We start from the raw sequence: 22,263 nt of genomic DNA, 5'->3' as shown, positions 1-22,263 counted from the left end.
CGCTCTCCGCTGCCGGAGAACACCAACCAGTCAGGAGGTGGACTCGACAGGCTCCGGCGCGATCAGCGCCGCGATCTCCGCCGGACCCAACTCGCGGAACAGCTGATTACCGGACGCCTCACGCAGTACAGCGGCCGTGCACGCACGCGCCAACTGCCGCTCGGTCGGCAACTTCTTGTTCTCCCGCAGCGACGCCAGACGAGCACTGCGGATGGCCTCCGAGCAGGCGAAGACGAGCCGCTCAACCTCTATGGCCTCGTTCAATCGGCGGGTGTTCTCGGGTGTCATCGCCCTGCTCCCTTTGTGATCGTTTGGGGGGTGGTGGGGCCTGCCCCCTGCGACGGGCCCCACCAGGTCAGCGGCCGGGGCAGTGGAACCAGAACTTCTGGAACCACCGGTACATCGGGATGGAGTGCTTCGGGTGCGGCTTCTGGTTGGTGCACATGACGCCCTCCCTCGGGGTGGGTCCGGGGGCCCGTCTCCTGCTCGGGCCCCCGGACGGTCAGCAGGCGGAGCAGCCTTCGGGTTTGCAGCTGCCGGACGGGTGCTGGCAGCCGTCCGCGCGCGGTGCCAGCGGACAGGCCATCTCGGCCAACCCGCCGATGATGAAGGCGACGGCGTCGGCCTCGCGGTCCGAACGGAACGGCGACTTGGGGGTGATGGTCAGGTCGGTCGTGGCGGTCATCTGCGACTCCCTCGGTTGGTGTACCCCAAGCTTACGCCAATGCCAATTGGCATTGCAACCCTGTCTGACTGCCAATTGGCATTGGCCTCGATCCCTGCCATACTCAGGCACATGACCAGCCCCAGGCCGCGCACCGTCGCCGCCCTCGCCAAGCGCGAACGAGCACGCGCCAAGGCTGAACAGGCCACCCAGGACCTGCACCAAGCGATCGTCGACGACCTCGACGACGGCGTCACCCAGAAGGTCCTCGCCGAGCTGACCGGGTACAGCCGGGAGCGGATCCGGCTCATCGCGAAGGCGGTCCGCGAGCGTGGCGAGTCCGAGACGAGAGACGAGCGCCCATGACTCGCCACGCCGTCCTCCCCGCGCTGCCCGCATGCTGGTCGTGGACGGTCACCGCCGAGCACCTCGCCGCAGTTGCCAGCTGCCCGGAGAACCACGCCCACCTCATGCTGTGGAACTGGCAGCAGGGCAGGTGCGCCGCCTGCGCCAGGCCAGCCCTCGCGGGACGGCCGTTGGTGCGCGACCACGACCACGTGACCGGCCTGATCCGGGGGCTGCTGTGTCAGCGCTGCAACGTCGGCGAGGGGCACACGGCGACAGGACTCAAGCGCCCCGTCGAGGTCTTCGACCGGTACCGGGAACGCCACCCGTCGCTCATGATCGCGCTGACGGCGCGGCATGTGATCACGAGCGGGCCGTGGGGGTCGCCGCTGCCGGCGAGCTTCGTCAGTCCGGTGCTGCTTCCTGCCCTCGCGTCCTCTGAGTGACACCGAGATCACGACCGACCCCGACGCACGCACTGACCGCAGCGCCGCATCCCGGCCGGAGCCTGCAACGGACGGTCATCCACCTCCGGATCCGGCAGCCGGTACTCCCGCCCGCACACGGTGATCCACAGGCGGATGTGCCCGAGTGACCCGTACTGCTCCACCTCGTGCGCCGTGGTCCACCCCGGCAGGGTGAACCAGTTGGTGATCTCACGGATCTCGGTCACGGCTGGTCTCCTTGGAGAGCCGCCGCGAAGTAGACCTCCGTCTTGCGGATCTTCAGCGGGATCGGTGGGTGCCGTCGCGAGTGAGCGGCGACGCCCTCTTCGAACAGCGCCAGCGACATGGCGCAGTCCTCGTCGGTCTCGTAGCCGTAGCCCAGCACCCGGTCGTCGACGCCACGCACATCGCGGTCGAAGTCGATGATCGTGTAGAGGACGGTGCGCTGGGCAGCGAACGGCTTCGTGCACACCACCCAGCGGCGGTCCGAGGTGATGCCCTTGACCGTGTACGGCAGGCGCTCCTCTTCGAACCAGACACGTGAGCCGACGGTCAGCGATTCACATAGTGGGATCTCTGTCATCACTGGCCTGCCTCTCGGAGAGCCCGAACAGCAGCACGAGCCGGGCCGCGCCAGAACTCCTTGGTGATCCCGTAGCCGGGCACCTCGCGCCAGAACTCGCGCCAGAGCGTCTCCGCTACTCGGTCCACGGTGGCTTCGTCATCGGACACCAACCGGTAGCCCCGGATCAGCGCGATCGTGGCGTGGTCCATCGCGGTCTGCTGGCGGCTGTAGCGGTCGAAGCTCTGACCGACGTTCTTCGGCACCGCATGGTCGTCGAACGCCACCGGGTCGAGCAGCCGCGCGAGCTTCAGCGCTTCGACCCTGAGATCGCCGGAACCGTCGTTACCAGATGGGATCGTCTCCGAGTGCCTCGGCGCCGCGTTCGTCGCTCCCTGCGTGACGGTCGAGGCAGGAACGACCGGTTCCACGCGAACCGCCGCCAGCTTCGCGAACGGTGCGGCGTCGAGCAGGAACTGCCGCTCGTCGGCCGGCCCGTCGACGTCGTCCGGCAAGACCGCCTCGAACTCGACAGGCGCAGGCCAGTCGTAGAACGCCCGGAACCGGGCGGGGCTGTCAGGGCCCCAGTCGCGCACAGTCACGACGCGGCCAGCAGGTTCCGCGCCCGCCTAGGCAGGCTCATCTCGGACCCGGTTCCGATCCCGGCGTCGACAGGGTTGAGAACCGCCGCGTACACCGCCCGCTGCACGATCGCCGCCAGCTCGATCGTCAGGCGCCGCGCCTCGCCGTAGTCGACCTCCCGGCCGAGTATCTCCGACACGTCGCGCTCCACTCCGGAGTTGCCGAACGGGCGCTTCGGGTCCGACGACACCGCGCCCCACTCGCACTCGTCGTCCCAGTCGAACTGCATCCGCGCCAGCAGCTCGAGGTGGTCTTGGGTCACGGTCACGTTCGTCATGCGATCTCCTCGGTGTCTGGTCTCTGCCCTTTCCGGGCCTCTGTCCTCAGGTAGGCAGACCGGATAGCTGACCGGTGGTCTCGGCCCGCTGTACGGGCTTGGGTCCACAGGCCGTCCCATTCGGTGTCGAACGCGGCCTGGTCCGCGGTGGGCGGTCATCGGGCTGCTTCGAGCCGGTCCCGCCAGTCGGGGTAGTCACCCCAGTCGATCTCGTCGACAGCCACGGTCACGACGCCTCCCCGAACGGCAGCGGCGCATCGGACATGCGCTTCAGGGCGATGTTGTGATACTTCGCGTTGATGTCGATCCCGATCGCCCGGCGGCCGAGCTGCTGGGCTGCGAGCGCGGTGGTGCCGGCGCCGGAGAACGGGTCGAGGACGGTCCCTCCTGGGCGACAACCCGCCGCGATACAAGGACGTGGGAGCTCGACGGGGAAGGTGGCGAAATGCGCCTCGGTCAGCGGGCGAGTGTTGATCGACCACACGTCGCCCGGGTTGGCGCCCTTGTCGCCGAGTGGCCGACTCTTGGTGTTCGGACGCTGGCCGGGTGCTTCGTACGGCCGGCGTGCCCGGTGCGCGGCCGCGATCGTTGACTCGGCGTGCGGCTCCCGAATCGCGTCCAGATCGAACCAGTACCGGCGCGACTTGGTGAGCAGGAACAACATCTCGTGACGGCCAGCCAATCGGTCTCGTACCGACTCGGGCATGGCGTTCGGCTTGTGCCACACGATCGCGTTCCGCAGGTACCAGCCAGCGTCCTGAAGGGCGAACGCCACTCGCCATGGGATGCCGAGCAGGTCCTTCGGTTTGGCCCAGTCTTGACCTGACCGGTCGAGCGGTCGTGTCCAGCCGCGCCGCGCAGGCTGCTTCTCGTCGGCCGAGTTCGGACCAGGGTTGCCGCGCCCGCTGTAGTAGCAGTCGCCCAGGTTGAGCCACAGCGTTCCGTCGTCGGCGAGCACTCGGCGCGCTCCGGCGAAGACCTCGGCGAGAGCGGCGACGTACCTGGCCGGCGAGGACTCGGAACCGATCTGGTCGCCGTGCCCTTCGTAGTCGCGCAGCCCGAAGTAGGGCGGCGACGTGACGACGCAATTGACAGACCCCATGTCCATGGTCGCCAGGACGTTGCGGGCGTCGCCGAGCAGCAGGGACAGCGTGTCGTCGCTGTAGTAGGGGTCGGTCATCTTTGGTTCTCCTCTGCTGCTACCTGCCCCGCCAAGATCCGCTTCGCGTGCGCCGCCTGATGCACGAGCGGGTCACCGGTCCGGACGTTCCGGCACGTCTCCCCCACGCCGGCCCCACACCCGGGCTCGGTGCACGGCACGGTCTCCGCAGTGACCCGGTCGTGCCGCCATGTCGCGTCCGCGGCGCGCTTGCGCTCAGCCCACGAGGTCATCGGGCGGCTCCTCCCGCTCGCGATCCCGGATCGCATCCAGTTCCCGCCGCGCCCGCTCCCGCGCAGCCGCGTCGTCGGCTGACCGCCGCTGGGGTCGCCGCTCCCGCGCCCGCCCCGGCTCATCCCGCAGCCTCGACGGCATCGCGAACTTCTCCCGGATCACCGCCGACCACCGCTTGCGGATCGCCTCCTCCGCAGGCCGTGCCGCCTCCAACTGGGCGACCTCGGAAGCCGGGGCCGGCAGTTGCATCCGGGCCCGCACCGCGGCCGTGATGTGGCCCGGCATCAGGAAGTCGGTGGACTTCGCGTAGTGGTCGTGGATCGCCTCCACCGCCGCCGGGAACGTCCACCTGCCACGGTCAGCGGCTTCCATCCACGCCGCGATCGTCACCTCCCCCGGCTTGCGGTTGTCGTAGGCGACGGCGATCGCGAGCAGCGCCCGCACCTCGTCCTGGCTGAGCGGCATCAGGCACCTCCGGGAAGGGCACGCAGGTTCGGAAGGTTCTGGACGGGGGCGAGCAGCGCGGCCACCCGCTGATCGGTGGCGTTCGGCACGGGAGGGGCGTCACGTCTCGACGCCTGCAACCGGAGCTGGTCGTACTTCGCGCGGAACGTCGGCATCGAGAGGATGTTCGACTTCCAGAAGCTGTCGGACGTGGCCCAGTCGATGAGCCTGCTCGCCTCATCCAAGGACCGGCCGTCGCGGTCCAGCAGCAGACGAGCCTCAGTGCGCCACTTCTTCGTGATCGATCCCTTCGCGCCGTTGCCCTGGATCGCCGCGAGGAGGCGAGAGCAGAGCGACTCCACATCGGGGCGCGGCGGGTCGGAAGGTCGCGAAGCGATCTCCGACGTAGAAGCAGTAGAACCATTTGAGTTACCAAGGTGAGAGGTACTACTCCCCCTCCCCCTCCCCCCGGGGTTCGCCGAACCATTCACGGATGCCTTCCCGGAAGGGTTCGGCGAAGGGTTCCGGGAACCCTTCGCGAGGGCGTCGATTGTGGCCGCGAGAACAGCCGCGGCGGACTTGGCTGCGACAGACTCACCGGGGGGCGGATCGAGGCGACGCAGCTCCACCTCGAGGGCGGCGCGCAGCTTCGGCGACAGGACTTCGCGGGCCTGTCGGCACGCCATCTTGAGCACGTTCGGCTGTTTCGCGATGCCGTCGTTCCGCATGTACGAGCGGACGAGCACCTCCTCGGTGTCGTGGTCGACGACCACGAAGTTCTCGTCCTCGAGCTCCTTCATCGCCAGCGCGATCTGCTGCTCCACCGAGGGCCCGGACGCGAGCCGCTTCCAACGCTTCGAGGTGAGCGCTGTGATGCCCGCACGGTTCAAGGCGGCTTGAGAGGTCAGCAGCATGTAGAACCACTGGCCTCGCGGCGACAGGGCTATCCAGTCGCCGTCGTCCCACATGCGGCATAGGAACCGTGCGTGCCGCTCGCGGTCTTCGGTCATGGGTGCGTCGCCCCCTTCCGAGCGTTGCAGGAGTTGCAGAGCGCCTGCAGGTTGTCGACCGCGAACAGGCCGCCGTGCAGGTGCGGGATGATGTGGTCCAGCTCGAGCAGCCGGCACCGAGCGCGGCCGCGGTTGTCCACGTAGTCCTCACCGAGCGCGTACCGCCCGTCGTAGCCATCCGGCACGTCGGGGGACCACCCGCAGGTCACGCAGGCGAACCAGTCCCGGCCGTACACGGCCAGCCGGATCCGCGCCATGGTCTCGGGGGCGACTCGCGGGCGCGGGTTGGCAGGGCGTCTCCTCGCGGGCAGCGAGTCGAGTACGTCCTCCATCGGCGAGAAGCCGTCGTCCATCTACGCGACCTCCTGTCCGTGGTTGAGGGACATCAGGTACTGCTCGACCCGACGTAACTGCTTCAGTGCCTCGGCGGTCTGCTCTCCCGGATCACCGGCCTTGTCCCACACGCCGTTGACGGCGGTGAGGAGGCGGGCGAGGCAGCCGCGTTCGTTCGCGGACCGCGCCTGCTGGTCCTGCATCGCGACCGTCACCGTCGCGTGAAGGTCGCGGGCGAGCGCATCCAACCGGTCCGCGGGCAGGGTGTGGGTCATGTGCTGCTGCGCCCACTTCCGGTCGGCTCGGGCGAGGGCGAAGAGGATGTCGCGGCGGGTGTCGGTCATGCCGCGGTCTCCCGCCTCTTCTTGCTCGCGGCCTTCCAGTGCGACGCCGCCGACAGGTACCGGCCACCCCACACCCCGGCTTCACGACCCTCGATCGCCGCTTCCAGGCACGCCGCCCGGACCGGGCAGTCGACGCACACCCACATCGCTTCCCGGATCCGTGGGTGCAGGTGCGTGTTCCCGCCGAGCCCGTGGGCTTCCTTCGCGGTGAGCGGCAGGAACAGGTCCGGGTGGGACCGCGAGCATGCGGCGTTGGCCTGCCAGTTGGTGGGGTCAGTCATCCGATTCACCGCCCGACTCGATGCCCGCCCGACGGACTTCGCGGATCATTCCGAGCAGGCGGGTCCACTTCCGGTACAGGTTGGCGTCGGTGTACTTGCCCATCGCGTCGGAGGCGTGAGCGAGCCGAGCGAGGATCTGGTGGTTGCTGGCACCCTCGCGCGCCATCTCGAACGCGATGTCCCGGAGCGTCTGGTTCCGCTGACCTGTGGGTGTCTCGGCATCCCACGCGGCCTCCGCCCGAGCGTCGGCATCGCCGAAGGTGTCCGCTCCGTTGGCTTCGAACTCCACCTCACGCCGCAACCGGCCGACTTCGCGCACCGTGTCGTCCCGCTCGACGATGACCGCGCCGATCCGGACGGACTGGACCTCCCACCATGCGTCCCGCTGACGGGTCAGGTCCTGCTCTCGCCACACTGCTTCTGCGTGTAGCCACAGCAACAGCTCGACGTCCCGCGCATGCTGCTGGTCTGCCTTACGCCAGTCTTCGGTGACGTTGGCGACGATCTCCCGCAAGTCGCCGATCGTGGTGTGGAGTTCCCCGACTCGTGCTTCGAGGTAGGCGGTTCGGTCCATGTCTTGCTGACTCATGCAGCTACCTCCCGGGCGCTGGATTGGATGAGGGGCCGCAGGATCGCGGCGGCGAGCAGCGGCGGCACAGCGTCGCCGACTTGCCGGTACTGCTGGGACTTGTTGCCCTGCCACGGGTAGTCGGCGGGGAAGGACTGCAGGATCGCGGCTTCCTCGACGGTCACGCGCACGGTCTGCTCGCCGTCTGACACGTACTGCCCGCCGGAGCCTGCGCCCTTGATCGTGGGTGACGGCTCGTCGATCGACCGACTGTAGCCGTAGCTTCCGTGGATACCGGCGGGGTGCATGCGCGCCTCGGCGGCCCACCTCATGTTGCCGTTGTCGAGGCTGGCGGTGATGGTGAGCGACGGGTCCTCGATGGAGCGGTTGCCGCCGTTGGCCTGGCGTTCGGTCTGGCGTACGACCCAGTCGACGGCGTTGGTGCGTTGCCCGAAGAACAGGGTGCCCGCGGGCTCGCAGGCTCGCCGCTCGCAGGCGTTCTTCTGGTTTCCGTTGCGCATCACCACGTCGCGGTGGACGAGCAGGTTGGTTCCGACGCCCCCGGAGCCAGCGCGGATCGTCGGTGCGGGTGCGGGTGCGGGTCGGGGCGGTCGTTCGCCGTGCCGTTCGGCCATGCCGGCGCCGCGCTGGTACTCGACGGACCAGGTGGCCGGCCAGCCGAGCGCGTCGGCCATCGACACGGGCGGCGGGAGTGGGTCGCCGAACAGGTCGGGTTCCTCGAGGAGTTCGCGGCCGGCGCGGTACGCCTGGTGGGTCGGTTCGGGCGGGCCTACGAGAAGTCCGTCGCGGCGGGCAATGAGGATCGCGCGCCGCCGGGTCTGAGGGACGCCGTACTGCTCGGCGGAGAGGATGCCGGTCCAGGTGCGGTAGCCCATGGTGCGGAGGAGTTCGGCGGTGTACTGCCACAGCGGCAGGACGGGCGGCACCTGCTCGAGCGCGATCCAGCGTGGACGGAGAGCGTGTGCCCACCGCATCGGCTCGGCGGTGAGCATGGATCGCTCGTCGGCCCACTCGCGGTCGGGTGGTGTCTCGCCGCGGGCGAACGCGGCGATCCTCTCGTGCACCTTGCCTTGGTCGAGCTTCCCCTTCTGGTCGCCGGCGTTGGACCATGCTTGACAGGGCGGGGAGAGGATGGCGCCGTCGACACGACCGGCGAGGTGGTCTAGGGGGAACATTGAGACGTCGGCGCGGATCCGGGGGTGTCCTGCCGCGACAGCAGTACGGCAGGCGGCCATGTCCCACTCGATGCCGTACGCCGGGTGGGTTGCGCCTGCGAGTCGCCGTCCTTCGGACCAGCCTCCCGGGCCGGCGAACGCCTCGATGTCGAAGAGGTCGCTCATGCCGCTGCTCCCATCTCGCGCTGCCACTCATGCGGCACGGCTTCGGCCCACTCGTTGCCGGGTTGCATCCACCGCGGTCCGTCCGGTGTCCACCGCCTCACAGGCCACTCCTCAGGGACGGCGCCGTTCGGCACCAGCCAGCCATGCGCTTTGGACTCGTCGCGGTAGGACTCGACGTGTCCATGGCAGCGGGTTGTGCCGGACCCGCAGAGGGTCACGAGGTTGGCCATGGTGTGCAGCAGCCTCGACCCGCCAGCACCTCGAGGGTCGCGGTGCTGCAGCGAGTAGTACGGCCGCTGGATCGCGACACCGCACCGGACACACGCGTGGTCGTCGCGCTCGAGCACCGCTTCACGGATCGCCTTCGGGATCGTCGACGACTCCAGCCGCGGCTTCACCGGTCCTCGAGGTTGAGTCGCGGGTCCGTCGGGGCTGGCGTCACCGACGGACCCACGAGACCGGGGGGCTGGGTCCGCGCGCTTGAACCCTGTGCGCTTCAGGCCCTTCGCGCCCGGGTTGATTTGGGTGTGGCGCTGGAGACGGCTCTTCTTCACGCCGCTCCTCCCGGCCCGTCCGGGAGCACAGCCGGCACATCCAACGAAGGCAGGATGCGGGCGGTCATGCTTTGCCCTCGTCCGGTTTGGTGATCTCCTCAGCGGTCACCTGCTCGCGGGGGAACTCCTCGTCCTTGGACACCTCGCCGCGCTGGATCGACGAGTACACAACCCCGAGTTGCGCGACGTCGTCGCCGGTCCACTTCGCTGACACGCGTCCAAGCTTGCGGGCGATGTCCTCCTCGGACACGTCCACCTGACGGAACAGCGACAGCATGTTGGCGATGCGTTCCTGCAGGGGTTTGCCGCCGCCGTCGGCGTTGGTCTTGTGCGCCGCCGCGAGCGCGGCCTCGACGTACCAGGGCGGCAACACCGAGAAGATGGCTTGACGGACACGACGGGCGCCGTTGTTGGCGTTGTTCTCGTAGATGTCCCGCATGTCGACGAGCGCTTCGGGGCCGCCGCGCTTGTCCCGCTTGTGCGGCACGATGAACACATTCGACGACCGAACGTTGGACTCCATGTCCCACGCGAACGCGATCATCTCCGACTGGCCGTGCTCGTCGTCGCGGGACAGTTCCTTAATGCCGTAGTCGATGTTGCCCCAGCAGCGGGCCAGCTCGCGGGCCATGTGGACGCTGGCGCCGGTGACGTTCTGGCCGCCTCGCGGGTACCGGTAGAACGCTTTCGCGGCGAACTCGGCGATGCCGCAGGCGTCGGCGATGTTGCGGCGCGCAGCCTGGATGTCGCGCGGCAACTGGCGGGCGGCCATGATCTGGGCGTGGACTTCGGCGACGGAGCGGGCCTGTTCGATCGCGGTGCCCTGACCGATCCTCGCCGGGGTCGGGAGGTCGATCTCGGTGGACGGGTTGGTGGTCACGCGGGTACCCCCTTGGGTGTGGTGATGGTGAAGTCGCCGCGTTCTTCAGCGTCGAAGTGCTCCCACTCCGCCCACCCGGGCAGGGAGAGGGGCATGACGTCGTTGCCGTAGCCGGGCCATTCGTTGGTGGTGGTGCAGTGGCGGTAGATGTCGAGGGCTTTGCGGTTGCGGGTGTGGGCGATGTCCATGGCCTGCTGGTTCGGCTGGAAGATCGACACCAGGTAGGGCTTGGTCTTTTCCTGGAAGATCAGCACCCCGGCTGGTTCGCGGTCGCCGTGCAACCCGAGCGCCTTCACCCCAGCGAGGTACCAGTCGAGTTGCTGGTGGTAGCCGTAGCCGTGCATCGCGCGCGGCACGTCGCCGGGCGCACCGGAGTTGGTGGTCTTGTAGTCGGCGACGATCATGCGTCGGCCCGACACGGCGTGCGGGAGGTGGTCGAGGAGGGCGCGCCGCCACACCCCGAACTCCTCGTCCCGCCACACCACTGTCTGCTCCGCCTTGCCCCGATCCGGGGACAGCAGCGTCGACGCCACCGGGTGCGCCTTGAGGGCGGCGGCCATCGCGGCGACCTTCTCGAACTCGTGCTCCAGCAACGGCACCGCACCCTCAGCGTGTGCCTCGTCGCGCTGTTCCTTCGCGGCCTTTGTGCGCCAGTCGCTCGCTTCGATCACCCGCAGCTCCGGGCCGGCACCGAGGACGAGTTTGTGGGCGGCGTGCCCGATATCGAACTCGTGTGACGGGGCCTGCCCTTCCTCGAGCCACAGCTTGAACTTGGCGGGGCAGGACGGGGGCATGAGCTTCCGTGCGCCTGACGACGAGAGGGAACCGGCCTCGACGGGGTCGCCGTGGTAGGCGTCGTAGGGGATGTCGTAGACGCCGGGGGCGTCGATGAGCGCGACCGCGGTCACTGGTCTCCTCCTGATGCGGCATCAGCAGTCCGCTCGACCTTCACCGAGTCCCACGCGTCCCGCTGGTCCGCTGCGTCCTCGACGGTGATGTAGCAACCCGATCGCTCCCCGATCTGCGCGATCCGTTTTGAGGCCACGAGTCGAGTCACCTGCGAGTCGTCCTCCCACACCCCGGCCGACGACAGCGCGTCCAGCACGGCGCGAGCGAGCTTGTCCACGTCCGGCCGTTTCACCGCGGGCGGCGTCGAGCGCTTCGGCGCGGACGCTGGACGTGGCATGACGAACGTCAGCGCGACCGACACGGCGTCACCAGGTTGAGCGCGGCCAGCCACGTGGTCCTTGACGCTGTCGCGGATGTCGGCCCGCCATGGCGCTACCGCTTTCGACGACTCGACGGTGATGCCTTTGCCGCCCTTCACCCCGAGGTAGCGCTTACTGCCTTGCGGGGCGGGCTTGCCAGGCACGAACACAGACAGGTAGGTCATGCCTGCACCTCTTCCCGCACCGGCACCAACACCTGCGTGTCCGGATCACCGGCAGGCCACACACGCACTTCCTCGCCGTAGTCCCGCACCGGGACCGAGGTTGCGCGGTGCCGGCCGGACTCCTGCGGCGGCGGCTGCCACGGGTTCACGTCGTCGTCGGTGACGACCGGGATGACGCCCGTGGTCTCCTCGGGAGTCGGCTCGGGTTCAGCCGTCAGCCGCCCGATGTCCGGGCCGTGGTCCAACTTGGCGGCGACCTGCTGATCGCCGTGCGCGACGCGCTCCCCGAGCAGCACAGCGGTGAACGTCAGTGCCGCACCCATCAGGATCCCGATGAACACGCCCACGAACAGGCCAGTGGAGAACACCATCACCGGCCGCCCCGCTCACGGTCGCGGCGGATCGCGGCGAACACGATGTCCGCCACCACCCCGGACAGGGCAGAACCGTCCAGCTTCCAACTGCCGTCGTCCTGCCCGTAGACGTACTCGGTCGTCCGCTCGTCGAGCACCGACGCGATCAGCGCGCGGTCCTCGTCGGACACCTTGAACTCGGGCTGGGCGTCGAACCCCATGGCCCGCATCCGGTCCGCCTCAACCGGGTCCACGTCAGAGCTGTCTCGTACCTCCGTGTACGGCGCGTACTTCGGCAGGACGTGGTCCTCCCACGGCTTCACGATCAACGGGTAACCCTCGCCGCCCGCGCCGATCCAGCCGTCGCCTTCGCGCCTCAGCCGGTCGCCGTGCTTGTCGTCGACGGCCGTGATGTCGGCGTCCGGCTCCGGCACGATGCCGCCATCACTCCCTGGCCAGAACCTGCGCGGGTCCCACTTCTCGCCGTGTGCTGCGAGGTAGGTCCGGTACTCCGACATCGAGAGCACGTAGTCCGTCGCCTCTTGGATGTTCATCGACGTGTTCACCACCAGTAGGTGGACCGCGCCGTGCACGTTGCCGTCCCCCGCCATCCGAGTGAGTTCGTCGCGCCGCCTGCCTGACAGTCCGTGTGGTTCGTTCGGTACCCGCACCGACGGACGCGGCGAGTCCGGCCGGACCGTGCCGATCACCTCACCCAGGCCGGTGACATTGCCGTCCTTCAACACCTCGCCGGTCTCCACGATGACCCACAGGGAACGCTCACCCGGCGTGTCGGAGAGCCTGCCCCCGACCTTCACGGCGGTCTTCGCCTTACCGTCCAGCGTCGGTCCGACGGTGCGGATCTCGCCGATCGTGGGGTCGTCTGCCCGCTCCAGCACCTCAACGGTGCCGCCGCTCAGATCCGAGGTGGACAGGACACGCAGCGACCCGCGGCCGTCCTTGATGTGGATCGCGGTCGAGTACGCCGCCTCCACAACGCCTTCTACAACACACGTCCACCGCGCTGTGTCTCCCACTCTGGGGGTATCCGAAGTCACGACGACACCGCCGACGCCTCAGCCACCGACCAGCCGAACTGCTCCGCCGCCTCAGCCGCATCGTCGATCGGGTGCGGCTCCTCCATCCAGCCCCACCACACGACTTCCCCGTTGACGACATGCGCCACGTTGAAGTCGTCGTGCCCCAACGTCTTGATGCCCGCCTCGCACGCCGAGTGCTGAGATGTGAACAGGCCGCCCGACCGCGTGTACACCGTCGAGTAGTTCTCCACGGTGCCGACGATCGAACCCTGCAGGCACACCCATCCGGTGTCGCTCACGCCTTCTCCTCTGCTCTCTTGTCCTTGACCCGACCCCACACGTCGACACCCCGTTCGACACTCCACGCAGCGGCACGGAACGCCAGCCACGACAGGACACCCGCTGTGGCCCCGTAGAAGGCAGCCATCCCCGCGCCCCTCACGGCACACCACCCAGGTAGCGGTAGGCGATCCGCAACTCGATCGCCAACTGCGCGGCTGTCGAGCGCGCCCGGTCGATCGCGATCAACGCCGGACCGGTGATGTCCATGACGTGCGCGTGCTCCAGGTCGGTCAGCGACGTCTCGATGTCCTTCTCCTCAGCGAGAAGCCGGGAGAACACCTCGGCGTCACGGCCGCGTGCGGCATCGAGCCGGATGCTGTCCACGGGAACCGGAACCTCGGCGGCGGCCACTAGACCTCACCCGCCCGCAACCAGTCCACCGTGTCCATCGCCTCATCCAGCAGCGAGTTCAGCCGGGTTTCCTCCCCGACCGTCACCCCACCGAACAGTTCGGCGGACAGGTACTCGTTGTGGGCGTGGGCGACCTGCCGCATCAGCGTCCCGAGCTGTCCCGGCATGCCCTGCACGTACGCCTTGAACACGAGGACGCGGGCGTTGCGGGCCAACGTGTCGTCCACCGCATCTCGCAGCGCGGGCGGGAGACCGTCGGGGAAGTCGTCTTCAGCCATGGGTTGCCTCCGTTCGGGGGTCCCCGACCGGGTAGGTCCATGCGTCCTCGTGGGCGAACGGCTCGGAGTCGATGTCTTCCACGTGGGCCGCGAACAGGGCGTCGAGGAGATCCATCACGCCACCTCGTTCTCGTCGACGGAATCCGTGTGTCCCAGACACGACGCCTCCGAAGCCGCCCGGTACAGCCGCGACCCCAATCCCTGCCGCGCCTCACCGATCGCGTCCGCCACGTCCAGAGCGGTCGCTGCGGGCAGCCGGCCCGACCGGGTGTCGTACAGGGTGTAGTCGTTCGCGAGGTCACGGCGGACACCGTCAGCGACTTGACCGAGGACCTGGTCCAGCATGTACAGCGACTCGTGCAGCGACGACAGCGTGCGGTGCAGCGCGGGCCCGGCCGTGATGGGCTCGTAGGTGGCGTGCGCCAGGTACCGCATCAGGGCCTCAGCGCCCTGCGCGGCTTCGGCGATGGTGTCGTTGGTGTGTGGGCCGTTCAGCGGCCAGTGGCGTTCGATGATGCGGCGTGCGTCGGTCATCGCCGACCACCCCGCAGCAACAACGCCGCCACGAGCACGACCGGGGCGAGCACGATCCCGGCGCAACCAGCCGGGCCGTAATCGCGGCGACGGTCGCCATCGGTCAGGTTGGCCTGCGTGCGCGGGTTCTTGGGGTCGTGAGCCATCACGCCACATCCGTTCGGGTCCGAGGCGTCACGTGCTCGCCGCGCGCCTTCTTCTGCTTGGTGGCCTGGCCCTTGCGCCAGAGGCGGGCGGCTCGATCACGGTTGCACTGGTGGCACTCCCGCTTCACGCCGTAGCGCTTGCGGCGGAGCATCGTGTTCTCGGGCGTGTACTCGTGGCCCTGCGGGCAGCGAGTGGCCTGCGCTGCTTTGGCGGCGGGACCCTCACCGCGCAGGTTGTTGACGCGCGTCGTGACCGGCTCGATGTGACCGGGATTCACGCAGTGCCGGACCCGACACAGGTGGTCGCACACGAGGTCGTCGGCAATGGGCGCGACGAGCATTTCGTAGGCCAGCCGGTGGGCGCGGGCGTTGTAGCTCTTACCGGGCCGCGGCCAGCGGAAAATCCCGTAGCCGAGCGCGTTGATCTGCGCGGTCCACAGCCAACAGCCGGACGGGTCCTGCTGGACCTTGCTCCAGAAGCGGCCCGGCAGGCGGGAATCGCCGAACATGGGTGTCGGCCCGTAGTCCTTGCGGTTCGGCGAACCCTGCAGGTCCGCGCGCATCCCGCCTGTTGCGTTACGATCTCTCTCAGTCACGTGAACTTCCTTCGTCGCAAGCGGATCTGGTTCTCGTGGCGAGCGGCCTGGTGTGGGAGCACCGGGCCGCGCCCATGTCGGGGGGTCAGGCGTCCCGGTCGTCGGTCATGACTTTCACCGCCTGCCTGTACCTGGTGGTGCGGTCGCCGTCCTGCATCAGCCACGTACCGTCGACGTCCGGCCACAGTTCGATGTCGCCGATGCGGATGCCCTGCTCGGTCAGCTCACCGTCGACGGGTGCGCAGGTGCGCCAGTGCTCACCGAGCCCGATGAAGATCGCCAGGTACTGTTCGGCGCGCTCGCGGTCGGTCATGACGCCACCACCTGTGGGCGGGTCGGTGCGCCGCAACCACAACCGGCGACACCGTCACGCAGCGCGGGGAAGTCCCACCTGTGGAACGGGCACGGCGCGTACAAGCCGGGACCGGGAGCATGGCCTTCGACGACCGAGTGCGAGTTGTAGGGGCCGCCAGCTGCGCGCGTCCGTGTCGCTTCGCCGCATACCGGGCAGGCGAACACCCCGCGATACGGAAGCCCCGACACCTCGTGCTCCATCAGACGCCAGGACGGGCAGCGCGCGGGGGGCGGAGCCGACGACCGAGGCTCGAACAGCAGGGCCTCGTTCAAAGGCGTGCCGGTGCCCGGGTGTCCTGCCCCGACAGCACGCCCCTCGCACGTGCCGCACAGCAGCTCGTCGGCCGGGAGATTGACAGCCGTGATGGCATCGCCGACGTGGATAGCCTGCCCACACCAGACGTGCAGGACTGTCCGCGAGAACCGCTTCAGGTGCACACCCGACCGCGGGCGGTGCCAGCGGCCCATGCCGTTGGTTCTGACCAGACGCGGACCGCGGGTGAGTGGGATCGCGTCGCCGTAGGACCCGCCGCTTCGGGTGTAGGGCGGCTCCAGCCGGACCAACGCGCGGGTCACGACGCCACCTCCAGCAGCACCGGACCGGTACCGCCGAGCCGCTTGTGCAACTCGTGGATGCCCTTCACCGTCACCCGCAACTGCGACGTGGTCTTCTCCTCACCGGACAACCCGTCCAGGTAGGTGCGCGGGATCATCCGCAACCGGTCAGCGTCCACCTGCGACTGGTAGGGCCGGTTGTCCCGGCCGATCCACCCGATCTCCCGCAGGTAGGTGAACAGCCGCTTCTGTCCGGTGTCGATCGCCGGGTCACGGGAGAGGATCTGGGCGGCGGCGCGGACGTCGTAGTCACCGGACGCGTCGGCGAGCTGGTTCCACGAGCGCGCGGGAGCGGCCAGTTCAGCTACCTTCGTCCGCTGCTCCTCGAGTTCGGCTTCCGCCCGGGCCCAATAGTCGGCAAGCTCGCGCCGCGACAGCTCCCGCACCCCGTACGAACCGGTGCGCCGGATCGCGGGCAACACCTCGTCGGTCACCCAGTCCTGGAACTCGTCCGCCAGCACGGTCCGCGCCCGCATCAACAGCCGGTACAGGCCGCCCTCGTTGATGACGGTCATGTCCTGGTCACCGGAGGGTGTCGCGATACGCGACACCCCCTTCTGGCCGTCGCGGACGTGCTTGGCGACGGCGTCACGGCTGTTGCTGTAGCCGAGGACGAAGCACACGTCGGCGGCCACGAACCACGGCTCACCGTCGCGAGTCGTCACGCGCACTTTCGTGCCGTGGAACTCGAACGGGGTCAGGTCATTCACAGCTGCCGTCCTCCTTCTGCGTGCACTGCGAGCCGGGTTTGCCGCACGAGCACGGCCAGTCGAAGGAGTGGGTGAGGGTCGCGAGGAAGCAGCGCGCTGGACGGGGCTGCTCAGCGGCGGCCGTGTCGTCCTGGTCGGTTCGGGTGACGGTGAGGACAGTCATGCCGACCTCCGCAGCCGCGCCTTCGCGGGCGTGTCGATCGGCGCGCCCTTCGCCATCCACGCCTCGAACGCCTTGCGGGAGATCCGCCAGGTCCCCCTCGGGCACGGCTGGTGTCCCGTCAGCAGCCGCCGCTGAAGGGCACGGGCCACGGAGTCGTAGGCGCGTCCGGACTCGTCGGCGACCTGGCGGGTGGTCATCCACAGGTTGGTGGTCATGCCGCGCCCCACGCCTGCCCGCTGTCGGGTTTGTTCGGCGGCCGGTTCGACTCATCCCGGCGCGGCGGATCGAGCGGCTGCGGGGAGACGTGCTCTGACTCCCTGTCCGGTTCGCGCTTGATGATCCGCTCGCCGCGGAGCACCTCATCTGCGGTCCAGCCGATGACATGACCGATGCGGGCCGCTGCCGCTTCGCCGAGGACGTCCCCCGCGATCGCGTTGGTGATGTGGCTGGGGCTGACTCCCGCACGGCGGGCCAGCTCCCGGCGACTGATGCCCATGGACAGGTACGCCCTGCGTACCCCGTCCCTTCGAGGGCCAGTTCGACGTGCTTGTGCCATGTGCCGAACTATGCCGAAAGATGCCGATCAATGTCAAGGCACAGATAGGCCTTGTGCTCATTCGGCACTTTCCGGCACTATTCGGCACATGAGCCTTAGGCATACTCAAGCCCAACGAAGCACAGCGAGACGACGCGCACACAGTCCGTCGCGCTTGGCTACCTGCGCGACAGTGCCCAACATTGCACGCGTGACGCAGCCATCACAGGACGTGCGCCGTCAGGTCAAGGCGGCCAGGGGCGAACGCGACTGGACTCAGAAGCAGCTCGCGCAAGTCGCGCGTGTCTCCAGAGGGTCGGTGCAGAACCTCGAGAACGGCATTCGCCTGGATCAGACAACCGAGGCGAAGATCGAAGGCGCGCTCGGCAAGCCGACCGGATGGCTGGACAGCATCCGTTCTGGTCGCGTCGAGGACGACGCCGCTCCAACGCGAACGGCGATGGAGATGCCCGCCCGCGTTGACCCAGCACGCGCGACCCCGGGGGACCTTCGCCGGGAACTGGCGTGGTGGAGCAGGCGCCTCAACAGTCGCGAGGACTTCGAGCGGTTGAACTACCTACTGGATCTTTCGGCAGCTCTTGAGGACAGTCCACTCTCTACTCAGGGTGGTCTCCAGTCGGACGCACAGGGTTAGGTTTGCTCTATTCGAGGGACACTTTGGACACGGTTGGATCTCAACAGGAAACCTCTCGTTAATGCGAGGAAGGGACACGAGATGTGTCTCAATGGAACGCAACGGGACAACCCCTGGGGCTAGACATGACCGGCTTATACATGCTCTACCTATTGATCGGTTTCGGAATGATCTACGGGCTCGGACACTGGCACTGGAGTGAATGCCGCCGACGCCGCGACTTCGAGCTCGACGCCTGGCAGGACCGCCGAGAGATCCGGCAGGTCGCCGAGGCCGCAGCCAGCGACGCTGCGGCCTGCGCCGCCGTGATCGACAGGATCAACAAGCCTGCTAAGTCGCGCCGCCATCTCCGGGCGGTCCGCGACGACAAGCGGGGGTGACGCCCCCTCCAATTGGGAGTGATCAAAATGGCTTGGCCGGAGAGACTGCCTAGCGGGAAATGGCGGGGCGGGTGGCGCGAACCCAATGGCGACAAGATCTACACGAAGAAGGCGACCCACCCGGAGCATCCATACCCGACCCGGAAAGCGGCGCTCGACGTCGCGAAGGAAGAGGAAGTCAAGGCCGCTCGCCGTGCCTCCATCGTCACCGGGAAGGCGGCTGCGACGATCACGTGGGGCGACTACTGGGACACCACCCGCGTCTACCGGCAAGACACCGACACCGAGAGCGTCGAACGTTCCCTGGTCGATCTGCACGTTCGGCCGCGATGGGGTGAGGTGCCGCTCAACGCGATCCTCCACCGGGACGTGAAGCGGTGGGCGCTGAGCCTCTTCGCGGGGCGAGAGCCGTCGCATGCACGCCGCATCTACGGGGTGTTCCGGGCATCGATCAACAGGGCCCTGGACGACGAGGTGCTGGACGCGTCGCCGTGCGCGAACATCAGGCTGCCGAAGGCGACCCGTGTCGCGAAGCCGATCAAGGACGACACACGGTTCGAGAAGATCCGCCCTCACCTGAAGCCCTGCTATCAGGATCTCGTGGACTTCGGCTACGAGATGGGGCTGCGTCCGGGTGAGATGTCCGGCCTGCATCTGGACGCGATCGACCGGGCCAGTGGGTGGCTCACCGTCGACAAGACGTTCGTGTCCCGCCGCGGCATCATCCGCCACTCCCCGAAGGACGAGGACTCGCGGGACGTGCCGCTCACCACGAAAGCGACCGCGATCGTGGACCACGCCCTCGCCGGCAGGGATGTGCGGGAGGGGTGCGGCCTCGACCACCACCATCGCGGGAGGGTGGTGGCCAAGCCGTGTCGCAGCCCTCTGGTGTTCCTCAACGAGAAGGGGAACCCGATCACGGCGCAGGCGTTCTGGCGGGCGCTGGACCGGGCCGCGGACGTGGCCGGGGTGGAGCGTGTCAAACCGTACGACTCCCGCCACTGGTACATCACCCGGGCGTTGGAAGGCGGGCTGGACATCGCGACGGTGGCGTATCTGGTGGGGCACTCGGACGTGAAGCAGACCCAGGACTACGCGTTCCGGACTGCGGGGGTTCGGGACCGGGTGCGGGCGGCGTTGGGTGATCGGGCGCCTCTGGCCTCTGTGGATGAACCACCCGTTGACACCTTGCGGCAGGGTGCCGTACAGTGGGGGCATGACGGAGCGATGGACCACCGCACAGGTAGCTGAGTGGTGCAACATCAAGCCGAGCACATACCGCGACTACGTGTCCGAAGGCCGCGCACCGGGCCCGCTTCCCGAGAGGGATGTGGAGACCGGAGCGAAGCTGTACGACGCCGCCGCGGTGAAGGACTGGCAGGCGAACCGGCCGGGGGCGGGAGCCCGCACGGACCTGGGGCAGCGTGGGGCAGATCTGGGGCAGACCCCGGTCGAACACCGTCGAACACCGTCGAACACCAGCGGGGTCAGCGCTGGCGCTGACCAGCAGATTCATCGAACATTGGCGGATCACAGCGAACACCGTCGAGAAAACTAAACTCGCAGGTCGCGAGCTGTCGACAACCCGTGGAAGGTCATCGCGGGGTGGGTACTCGTCACCATCGCGATCGTGGCGTTCGCGCCGACGCTCGCCGACGTCACCACCCGCGACCAGGCCAACTTCCTGCCCTCGGACTTCGAGTCCGTGCAGGCGGGCGAGCTGGCCGCGCAGTCCTTCGGACGGGCCGACCAGGCGAGCGCGACGATCGTGGTCAAGCGGCAGGACAGCCAGGAGCTGACCAAGGACGACCAGACCGCCATCGGCGACCTCGGCAAGGACATCGACGGGGCCGGGATCGACCGGGTCAAGACCGTGCTGACCGGGGCGCAGTTCCTGTCCCCCAACAAGAAGGTCCAGCTGGTCACGGTCGGGCTGGAGGGGATCCAGGACGACCCGAAGCTCGTCGAGGCGGTCAAGGAGATCCGCGAACGGGCGACCGACGGGCTGGCCGGCACGGACCTGGAGTACGCGGTCACCGGTGACGTCGCGATGTTCGCCGACAACGCGGACGCGTTCGACACCGCGCTGCTGATCGTGGGTGCGGCCACGGTCGTGCTGATCATCGGTCTGCTGCTGGTGATCTACCGCAGCCCGGTCGCGGCACTGCTGCCGATCGTCACGGTCGGTGTGGTCAGCGCCATCGCCCCTGGCCTGGTCGCATGGCTCGCGCAGGCCTTCGGCTTCCAGGTCGACCAGTCCGTGCAGATCGTGATGACGATCGTGCTCTACGGCGTCGGCACCGACTACATCGTGTTCCTGCTGTTCCGGTACCGCGAACGGCTGCGGGCCGGTGACGACCCGAAGACCGCGCTCGTGGCGGCGGTGGCGCGGGTCGGCGAGGTCATCGCGTCCGCGGCAGCGGCCATCGTGATCGCGTTCATGGCGTTGCTGCTGGCCGTCTTCGGCGCGTTCACCAGCTTCGGGCCGGGGCTGTCGATCGCGGTCGTGCTGATGGCGATCGCGTCGGTGACGCTGATCCCGGCGGTCGTGTCCCTGGTCGGCACCAAGGTGTTCTGGCCGTCGAAGTCCTGGCAGCGCACGCCAAAGGGCACCGTGTTCCAGCGGCTCGGCAAGTTCACCGGCCGTCGTCCCGCCGTCGTGGCGGTCGCGTCCGGTGGCGTGATGGTGGCGCTGGCGCTGGGCATGCTCGGGTTCAACACCGACTACGACCAGACCGGTCAGCTGCCGAGCGACACCGAGTCGGCACGCGGCCTCGAGTACATGGAGGCCGGGTTCCCGGCAGGCGCGCTGAACCCGACGTCGGTGTTCGTGAAGGCCGACGGCGGCACGCTCGACGAGCAGGCGCTCGCGGCCTACGCGCAGAAGCTGCAGGACGTGCCCGGTGTCGGTGGCGTGATGCCGAGCCCGACCGGGCAGCCCGCCACGCTCAACGATGAGAAGAACATCGCCAAGATCGACCTGCTGCTGGACACGAGCCCGTACGCGAACGAGTCGCTCGACCTGGTGGACGGGCCGCTGCGGGACGTGGCGCACAAGCAGGCGCCGGAGGGCTCGACCGCCAAGGTCGGCGGGCTGACCTCGGCGTTCGCCGACATCAGGGAGGCCAACAACCGCGACCTGTGGGTCATCTTCCCGGTCGCGGGCGTGCTGATCGCGCTCGTGCTCGGGCTGATGCTGCGCAGCCTCGTCGCACCGATCTATCTGATGCTGGCGGTGGTCATCGGGTTCTTCTCGACCATGGGTGCGACCGTGCTGGTGTTCCAGGGCATCGGTGACCGGCCGGGTGTGTCGTTCATGCTGCCGATGCTCGTCTACCTGTTCGTGGTGGCGATCGGCACGGACTACAACATCCTGATGATCGCGCGACTACGCGAGGAGGCGAAGCTCGGCCACGACCCGCGCAAGGCCGCGGACCTCGCGGTCGAGCACGGCGGCCCGTCGGTCGGCGCGGCGGGCGTGATCCTCGCGGGCACGTTCGCGTCGATGCTGCTCGCCGGCGTCTCGTTCCTGATGGAGATGGGATTCGCGGTGTCGGTCGGCATCCTGATCGCGGCGTTCGTGATGTCGATGTTCCTGGTGCCGAGCCTCACCGCGCTGCTGGGCCACGCGGCCTGGTGGCCAGGCCACGGCGACCGGGCCACCGTCCCGCCACCGTCGTCGGAGGAGCGCGACCGGGTCACGGTCGGTTAGTA

41 protein-coding genes are annotated in these 22,263 nt (G+C 68.4%); 6 read left to right on the top strand and 35 right to left on the bottom strand.

What is annotated here, in order from left to right; genetic code table 11:
- Positions 1-30: 30 nt before the first annotated feature.
- The gene (locus WBA97_RS34550) at positions 31-288 is read right to left on the bottom strand and encodes a hypothetical protein (protein WP_424235201.1); all 258 of its coding nucleotides are present in this window, start codon (positions 286-288) and stop codon (positions 31-33) included.
- Positions 289-502: 214 nt separating this feature from the next.
- Positions 503-685 (bottom strand): hypothetical protein, encoded by a 183-nt coding sequence (locus WBA97_RS34545; protein WP_424235200.1) that lies wholly within the window; start codon positions 683-685, stop codon positions 503-505.
- Between the two features lie 111 nt (positions 686-796).
- Between WBA97_RS34545 and WBA97_RS34540 the strand changes: the two genes are divergently transcribed.
- Positions 797-1,030 (top strand): hypothetical protein, encoded by a 234-nt coding sequence (locus WBA97_RS34540; RefSeq protein WP_424235199.1) that lies wholly within the window; start codon positions 797-799, stop codon positions 1,028-1,030.
- Entirely contained in the window at positions 1,027-1,455 is a 429-nt protein-coding gene (locus tag WBA97_RS34535) for an endonuclease domain-containing protein (protein WP_424235198.1), read from the top strand. The genes WBA97_RS34540 and WBA97_RS34535 overlap by 4 nt, the downstream gene beginning before the upstream one ends.
- Before the next feature lie 8 nt (positions 1,456-1,463).
- Here WBA97_RS34535 and WBA97_RS34530 read toward each other — a convergent pair whose 3' ends face one another.
- From WBA97_RS34530 to WBA97_RS34370, 33 genes are all read right to left on the bottom strand, one after another.
- Positions 1,464-1,682: a hypothetical protein gene (locus WBA97_RS34530; protein ID WP_424235197.1), complete on the bottom strand. Its 219-nt coding sequence runs from the start codon at positions 1,680-1,682 to the stop codon at positions 1,464-1,466.
- Positions 1,679-2,038, bottom strand: coding sequence for a hypothetical protein (locus WBA97_RS34525; RefSeq protein ID WP_424235196.1), 360 nt, complete (start codon positions 2,036-2,038; stop codon positions 1,679-1,681). Before WBA97_RS34525 ends, WBA97_RS34530 begins: the two co-directional genes overlap by 4 nt.
- Positions 2,038-2,619 (bottom strand): hypothetical protein, encoded by a 582-nt coding sequence (locus tag WBA97_RS34520; RefSeq protein ID WP_424235195.1) that lies wholly within the window; start codon positions 2,617-2,619, stop codon positions 2,038-2,040. The genes WBA97_RS34525 and WBA97_RS34520 overlap by 1 nt, the downstream gene beginning before the upstream one ends.
- Positions 2,616-2,936, bottom strand: coding sequence for a hypothetical protein (locus tag WBA97_RS34515; RefSeq protein WP_424235194.1), 321 nt, complete (start codon positions 2,934-2,936; stop codon positions 2,616-2,618). The genes WBA97_RS34520 and WBA97_RS34515 overlap by 4 nt, the downstream gene beginning before the upstream one ends.
- A gap of 226 nt (positions 2,937-3,162) precedes the next feature.
- On the bottom strand, positions 3,163-4,116 hold the full coding sequence (locus WBA97_RS34510) for a DNA-methyltransferase (RefSeq protein ID WP_424235193.1): 954 nt from the start codon (positions 4,114-4,116) through the stop codon (positions 3,163-3,165).
- Positions 4,113-4,328 (bottom strand): zinc finger domain-containing protein, encoded by a 216-nt coding sequence (locus WBA97_RS34505; protein ID WP_424235192.1) that lies wholly within the window; start codon positions 4,326-4,328, stop codon positions 4,113-4,115. The genes WBA97_RS34510 and WBA97_RS34505 overlap by 4 nt, the downstream gene beginning before the upstream one ends.
- Entirely contained in the window at positions 4,312-4,794 is a 483-nt protein-coding gene (locus tag WBA97_RS34500) for a hypothetical protein (RefSeq protein ID WP_424235191.1), read from the bottom strand. Before WBA97_RS34500 ends, WBA97_RS34505 begins: the two co-directional genes overlap by 17 nt.
- On the bottom strand, positions 4,794-5,783 hold the full coding sequence (locus tag WBA97_RS34495; protein WP_424235190.1) for a hypothetical protein: 990 nt from the start codon (positions 5,781-5,783) through the stop codon (positions 4,794-4,796). Before WBA97_RS34495 ends, WBA97_RS34500 begins: the two co-directional genes overlap by 1 nt.
- Complete coding sequence (locus WBA97_RS34490; RefSeq protein WP_424235189.1) at positions 5,780-6,136, bottom strand: HNH endonuclease; 357 nt, start codon at positions 6,134-6,136, stop codon at positions 5,780-5,782. The genes WBA97_RS34495 and WBA97_RS34490 overlap by 4 nt, the downstream gene beginning before the upstream one ends.
- The gene (locus WBA97_RS34485) at positions 6,137-6,460 is read right to left on the bottom strand and encodes a hypothetical protein (RefSeq protein WP_424235188.1); all 324 of its coding nucleotides are present in this window, start codon (positions 6,458-6,460) and stop codon (positions 6,137-6,139) included.
- On the bottom strand, positions 6,457-6,741 hold the full coding sequence (locus WBA97_RS34480; protein WP_424235187.1) for a WhiB family transcriptional regulator: 285 nt from the start codon (positions 6,739-6,741) through the stop codon (positions 6,457-6,459). Before WBA97_RS34480 ends, WBA97_RS34485 begins: the two co-directional genes overlap by 4 nt.
- On the bottom strand, positions 6,734-7,330 hold the full coding sequence (locus WBA97_RS34475; RefSeq protein ID WP_424235186.1) for a hypothetical protein: 597 nt from the start codon (positions 7,328-7,330) through the stop codon (positions 6,734-6,736). Before WBA97_RS34475 ends, WBA97_RS34480 begins: the two co-directional genes overlap by 8 nt.
- Positions 7,327-8,670, bottom strand: a complete 1,344-nt coding sequence (locus tag WBA97_RS34470; RefSeq protein ID WP_424235185.1) for a DNA cytosine methyltransferase — start codon at positions 8,668-8,670, stop codon at positions 7,327-7,329. Before WBA97_RS34470 ends, WBA97_RS34475 begins: the two co-directional genes overlap by 4 nt.
- Positions 8,667-9,068, bottom strand: a complete 402-nt coding sequence (locus tag WBA97_RS34465; RefSeq protein WP_424235184.1) for an HNH endonuclease — start codon at positions 9,066-9,068, stop codon at positions 8,667-8,669. Before WBA97_RS34465 ends, WBA97_RS34470 begins: the two co-directional genes overlap by 4 nt.
- Before the next feature lie 220 nt (positions 9,069-9,288).
- Positions 9,289-10,104: a hypothetical protein gene (locus WBA97_RS34460; RefSeq protein ID WP_424235183.1), complete on the bottom strand. Its 816-nt coding sequence runs from the start codon at positions 10,102-10,104 to the stop codon at positions 9,289-9,291.
- A complete protein-coding gene (locus tag WBA97_RS34455; protein WP_424235182.1) occupies positions 10,101-11,012 on the bottom strand; it encodes a PD-(D/E)XK nuclease-like domain-containing protein in 912 nt (303 codons plus the stop codon). The genes WBA97_RS34460 and WBA97_RS34455 overlap by 4 nt, the downstream gene beginning before the upstream one ends.
- The gene (locus tag WBA97_RS34450) at positions 11,009-11,497 is read right to left on the bottom strand and encodes a RusA family crossover junction endodeoxyribonuclease (protein WP_424235181.1); all 489 of its coding nucleotides are present in this window, start codon (positions 11,495-11,497) and stop codon (positions 11,009-11,011) included. The genes WBA97_RS34455 and WBA97_RS34450 overlap by 4 nt, the downstream gene beginning before the upstream one ends.
- Entirely contained in the window at positions 11,494-11,868 is a 375-nt protein-coding gene (locus tag WBA97_RS34445; RefSeq protein ID WP_424235180.1) for a hypothetical protein, read from the bottom strand. The genes WBA97_RS34450 and WBA97_RS34445 overlap by 4 nt, the downstream gene beginning before the upstream one ends.
- Entirely contained in the window at positions 11,868-12,887 is a 1,020-nt protein-coding gene (locus WBA97_RS34440) for a hypothetical protein (protein ID WP_424235179.1), read from the bottom strand. Before WBA97_RS34440 ends, WBA97_RS34445 begins: the two co-directional genes overlap by 1 nt.
- Before the next feature lie 17 nt (positions 12,888-12,904).
- Entirely contained in the window at positions 12,905-13,189 is a 285-nt protein-coding gene (locus tag WBA97_RS34435; RefSeq protein ID WP_424235178.1) for a hypothetical protein, read from the bottom strand.
- Positions 13,186-13,317, bottom strand: coding sequence for a hypothetical protein (locus WBA97_RS34430; RefSeq protein ID WP_424235177.1), 132 nt, complete (start codon positions 13,315-13,317; stop codon positions 13,186-13,188). Before WBA97_RS34430 ends, WBA97_RS34435 begins: the two co-directional genes overlap by 4 nt.
- 11 nt (positions 13,318-13,328) lie before the next feature.
- On the bottom strand, positions 13,329-13,556 hold the full coding sequence (locus WBA97_RS34425; protein WP_424235176.1) for a hypothetical protein: 228 nt from the start codon (positions 13,554-13,556) through the stop codon (positions 13,329-13,331).
- A 26-nt stretch (positions 13,557-13,582) separates the two neighbouring features.
- Entirely contained in the window at positions 13,583-13,861 is a 279-nt protein-coding gene (locus tag WBA97_RS34420; RefSeq protein WP_424235175.1) for a hypothetical protein, read from the bottom strand.
- The gene (locus tag WBA97_RS34415) at positions 13,854-13,976 is read right to left on the bottom strand and encodes a hypothetical protein (RefSeq protein WP_424235174.1); all 123 of its coding nucleotides are present in this window, start codon (positions 13,974-13,976) and stop codon (positions 13,854-13,856) included. Before WBA97_RS34415 ends, WBA97_RS34420 begins: the two co-directional genes overlap by 8 nt.
- Complete coding sequence (locus tag WBA97_RS34410; RefSeq protein WP_424235173.1) at positions 13,976-14,395, bottom strand: hypothetical protein; 420 nt, start codon at positions 14,393-14,395, stop codon at positions 13,976-13,978. Before WBA97_RS34410 ends, WBA97_RS34415 begins: the two co-directional genes overlap by 1 nt.
- The gene (locus WBA97_RS34405; RefSeq protein ID WP_424235172.1) at positions 14,392-14,541 is read right to left on the bottom strand and encodes a hypothetical protein; all 150 of its coding nucleotides are present in this window, start codon (positions 14,539-14,541) and stop codon (positions 14,392-14,394) included. Before WBA97_RS34405 ends, WBA97_RS34410 begins: the two co-directional genes overlap by 4 nt.
- Complete coding sequence (locus tag WBA97_RS34400) at positions 14,541-15,104, bottom strand: HNH endonuclease (RefSeq protein WP_424235171.1); 564 nt, start codon at positions 15,102-15,104, stop codon at positions 14,541-14,543. Before WBA97_RS34400 ends, WBA97_RS34405 begins: the two co-directional genes overlap by 1 nt.
- Positions 15,105-15,222: 118 nt before the next feature.
- Positions 15,223-15,450 (bottom strand): hypothetical protein, encoded by a 228-nt coding sequence (locus WBA97_RS34395; RefSeq protein WP_424235170.1) that lies wholly within the window; start codon positions 15,448-15,450, stop codon positions 15,223-15,225.
- Positions 15,447-16,067, bottom strand: a complete 621-nt coding sequence (locus WBA97_RS34390) for a hypothetical protein (protein ID WP_424235169.1) — start codon at positions 16,065-16,067, stop codon at positions 15,447-15,449. The genes WBA97_RS34395 and WBA97_RS34390 overlap by 4 nt, the downstream gene beginning before the upstream one ends.
- On the bottom strand, positions 16,064-16,816 hold the full coding sequence (locus WBA97_RS34385; protein WP_424235168.1) for a BRO family protein: 753 nt from the start codon (positions 16,814-16,816) through the stop codon (positions 16,064-16,066). Before WBA97_RS34385 ends, WBA97_RS34390 begins: the two co-directional genes overlap by 4 nt.
- Entirely contained in the window at positions 16,809-16,979 is a 171-nt protein-coding gene (locus tag WBA97_RS34380; RefSeq protein WP_424235167.1) for a hypothetical protein, read from the bottom strand. Before WBA97_RS34380 ends, WBA97_RS34385 begins: the two co-directional genes overlap by 8 nt.
- On the bottom strand, positions 16,976-17,194 hold the full coding sequence (locus WBA97_RS34375; protein ID WP_424235166.1) for a hypothetical protein: 219 nt from the start codon (positions 17,192-17,194) through the stop codon (positions 16,976-16,978). Before WBA97_RS34375 ends, WBA97_RS34380 begins: the two co-directional genes overlap by 4 nt.
- Positions 17,191-17,535, bottom strand: a complete 345-nt coding sequence (locus WBA97_RS34370) for a helix-turn-helix domain-containing protein (protein WP_424235165.1) — start codon at positions 17,533-17,535, stop codon at positions 17,191-17,193. The genes WBA97_RS34375 and WBA97_RS34370 overlap by 4 nt, the downstream gene beginning before the upstream one ends.
- A 190-nt stretch (positions 17,536-17,725) precedes the next feature.
- On the opposite strand from WBA97_RS34370, the gene WBA97_RS34365 reads away from it, so the two are divergent.
- From WBA97_RS34365 to WBA97_RS34350, 4 genes are all read left to right on the top strand, one after another.
- Positions 17,726-18,169 carry a helix-turn-helix domain-containing protein gene (locus WBA97_RS34365; RefSeq protein WP_424235164.1) on the top strand — a complete coding sequence of 148 codons (444 nt, stop codon included), beginning with the start codon at positions 17,726-17,728 and terminating at the stop codon, positions 18,167-18,169.
- Positions 18,170-18,294: 125 nt separating this feature from the next.
- Positions 18,295-18,549 carry a hypothetical protein gene (locus WBA97_RS34360; protein ID WP_424235163.1) on the top strand — a complete coding sequence of 85 codons (255 nt, stop codon included), beginning with the start codon at positions 18,295-18,297 and terminating at the stop codon, positions 18,547-18,549.
- A gap of 27 nt (positions 18,550-18,576) precedes the next feature.
- Positions 18,577-19,800, top strand: coding sequence for a tyrosine-type recombinase/integrase (locus tag WBA97_RS34355; RefSeq protein ID WP_424235162.1), 1,224 nt, complete (start codon positions 18,577-18,579; stop codon positions 19,798-19,800).
- A gap of 379 nt (positions 19,801-20,179) precedes the next feature.
- On the top strand, positions 20,180-22,261 hold the full coding sequence (locus tag WBA97_RS34350; protein WP_424235161.1) for an MMPL family transporter: 2,082 nt from the start codon (positions 20,180-20,182) through the stop codon (positions 22,259-22,261).
- The last annotated feature ends 2 nt before the right edge of the window (positions 22,262-22,263 follow it).

The organism is Actinophytocola sp. (assembly GCF_049647105.1).
Lineage (GTDB): Bacteria > Actinomycetota > Actinomycetes > Mycobacteriales > Pseudonocardiaceae > Actinophytocola.
This window is presented reverse-complemented; position numbering and strand designations above follow the sequence as displayed.

Coding starts and splice junctions, on each gene's coding strand:
- WBA97_RS34480 (WP_424235187.1), bottom strand. CDS start 6,741: ATGACTGACCCCACCAACTGGCAGGCCAACGCCGCATGCTCGCGGTCC.
- WBA97_RS34410 (WP_424235173.1), bottom strand. CDS start 14,395: ATGACCGACGCACGCCGCATCATCGAACGCCACTGGCCGCTGAACGGC.
- WBA97_RS34540 (WP_424235199.1), top strand. CDS start 797: ATGACCAGCCCCAGGCCGCGCACCGTCGCCGCCCTCGCCAAGCGCGAA.
- WBA97_RS34490 (WP_424235189.1), bottom strand. CDS start 6,136: ATGGACGACGGCTTCTCGCCGATGGAGGACGTACTCGACTCGCTGCCC.
- WBA97_RS34495 (WP_424235190.1), bottom strand. CDS start 5,783: ATGACCGAAGACCGCGAGCGGCACGCACGGTTCCTATGCCGCATGTGG.
- WBA97_RS34505 (WP_424235192.1), bottom strand. CDS start 4,328: ATGACCTCGTGGGCTGAGCGCAAGCGCGCCGCGGACGCGACATGGCGG.
- WBA97_RS34400 (WP_424235171.1), bottom strand. CDS start 15,104: ATGCGCGCGGACCTGCAGGGTTCGCCGAACCGCAAGGACTACGGGCCG.
- WBA97_RS34510 (WP_424235193.1), bottom strand. CDS start 4,116: ATGACCGACCCCTACTACAGCGACGACACGCTGTCCCTGCTGCTCGGC.
- WBA97_RS34500 (WP_424235191.1), bottom strand. CDS start 4,794: ATGCCGCTCAGCCAGGACGAGGTGCGGGCGCTGCTCGCGATCGCCGTC.
- WBA97_RS34360 (WP_424235163.1), top strand. CDS start 18,295: ATGACCGGCTTATACATGCTCTACCTATTGATCGGTTTCGGAATGATC.
- WBA97_RS34525 (WP_424235196.1), bottom strand. CDS start 2,038: ATGACAGAGATCCCACTATGTGAATCGCTGACCGTCGGCTCACGTGTC.
- WBA97_RS34445 (WP_424235180.1), bottom strand. CDS start 11,868: ATGGTGTTCTCCACTGGCCTGTTCGTGGGCGTGTTCATCGGGATCCTG.
- WBA97_RS34370 (WP_424235165.1), bottom strand. CDS start 17,535: ATGGCACAAGCACGTCGAACTGGCCCTCGAAGGGACGGGGTACGCAGG.
- WBA97_RS34450 (WP_424235181.1), bottom strand. CDS start 11,497: ATGACCTACCTGTCTGTGTTCGTGCCTGGCAAGCCCGCCCCGCAAGGC.
- WBA97_RS34550 (WP_424235201.1), bottom strand. CDS start 288: ATGACACCCGAGAACACCCGCCGATTGAACGAGGCCATAGAGGTTGAG.
- WBA97_RS34380 (WP_424235167.1), bottom strand. CDS start 16,979: ATGACTGTCCTCACCGTCACCCGAACCGACCAGGACGACACGGCCGCC.
- WBA97_RS34355 (WP_424235162.1), top strand. CDS start 18,577: ATGGCTTGGCCGGAGAGACTGCCTAGCGGGAAATGGCGGGGCGGGTGG.
- WBA97_RS34375 (WP_424235166.1), bottom strand. CDS start 17,194: ATGACCACCAACCTGTGGATGACCACCCGCCAGGTCGCCGACGAGTCC.
- WBA97_RS34395 (WP_424235170.1), bottom strand. CDS start 15,450: ATGACCGACCGCGAGCGCGCCGAACAGTACCTGGCGATCTTCATCGGG.
- WBA97_RS34415 (WP_424235174.1), bottom strand. CDS start 13,976: ATGGATCTCCTCGACGCCCTGTTCGCGGCCCACGTGGAAGACATCGAC.
- WBA97_RS34485 (WP_424235188.1), bottom strand. CDS start 6,460: ATGACCGACACCCGCCGCGACATCCTCTTCGCCCTCGCCCGAGCCGAC.
- WBA97_RS34545 (WP_424235200.1), bottom strand. CDS start 685: ATGACCGCCACGACCGACCTGACCATCACCCCCAAGTCGCCGTTCCGT.
- WBA97_RS34420 (WP_424235175.1), bottom strand. CDS start 13,861: ATGGCTGAAGACGACTTCCCCGACGGTCTCCCGCCCGCGCTGCGAGAT.
- WBA97_RS34535 (WP_424235198.1), top strand. CDS start 1,027: ATGACTCGCCACGCCGTCCTCCCCGCGCTGCCCGCATGCTGGTCGTGG.
- WBA97_RS34430 (WP_424235177.1), bottom strand. CDS start 13,317: ATGGCTGCCTTCTACGGGGCCACAGCGGGTGTCCTGTCGTGGCTGGCG.
- WBA97_RS34470 (WP_424235185.1), bottom strand. CDS start 8,670: ATGAGCGACCTCTTCGACATCGAGGCGTTCGCCGGCCCGGGAGGCTGG.
- WBA97_RS34405 (WP_424235172.1), bottom strand. CDS start 14,541: ATGGCTCACGACCCCAAGAACCCGCGCACGCAGGCCAACCTGACCGAT.
- WBA97_RS34515 (WP_424235194.1), bottom strand. CDS start 2,936: ATGACGAACGTGACCGTGACCCAAGACCACCTCGAGCTGCTGGCGCGG.
- WBA97_RS34475 (WP_424235186.1), bottom strand. CDS start 7,330: ATGAGTCAGCAAGACATGGACCGAACCGCCTACCTCGAAGCACGAGTC.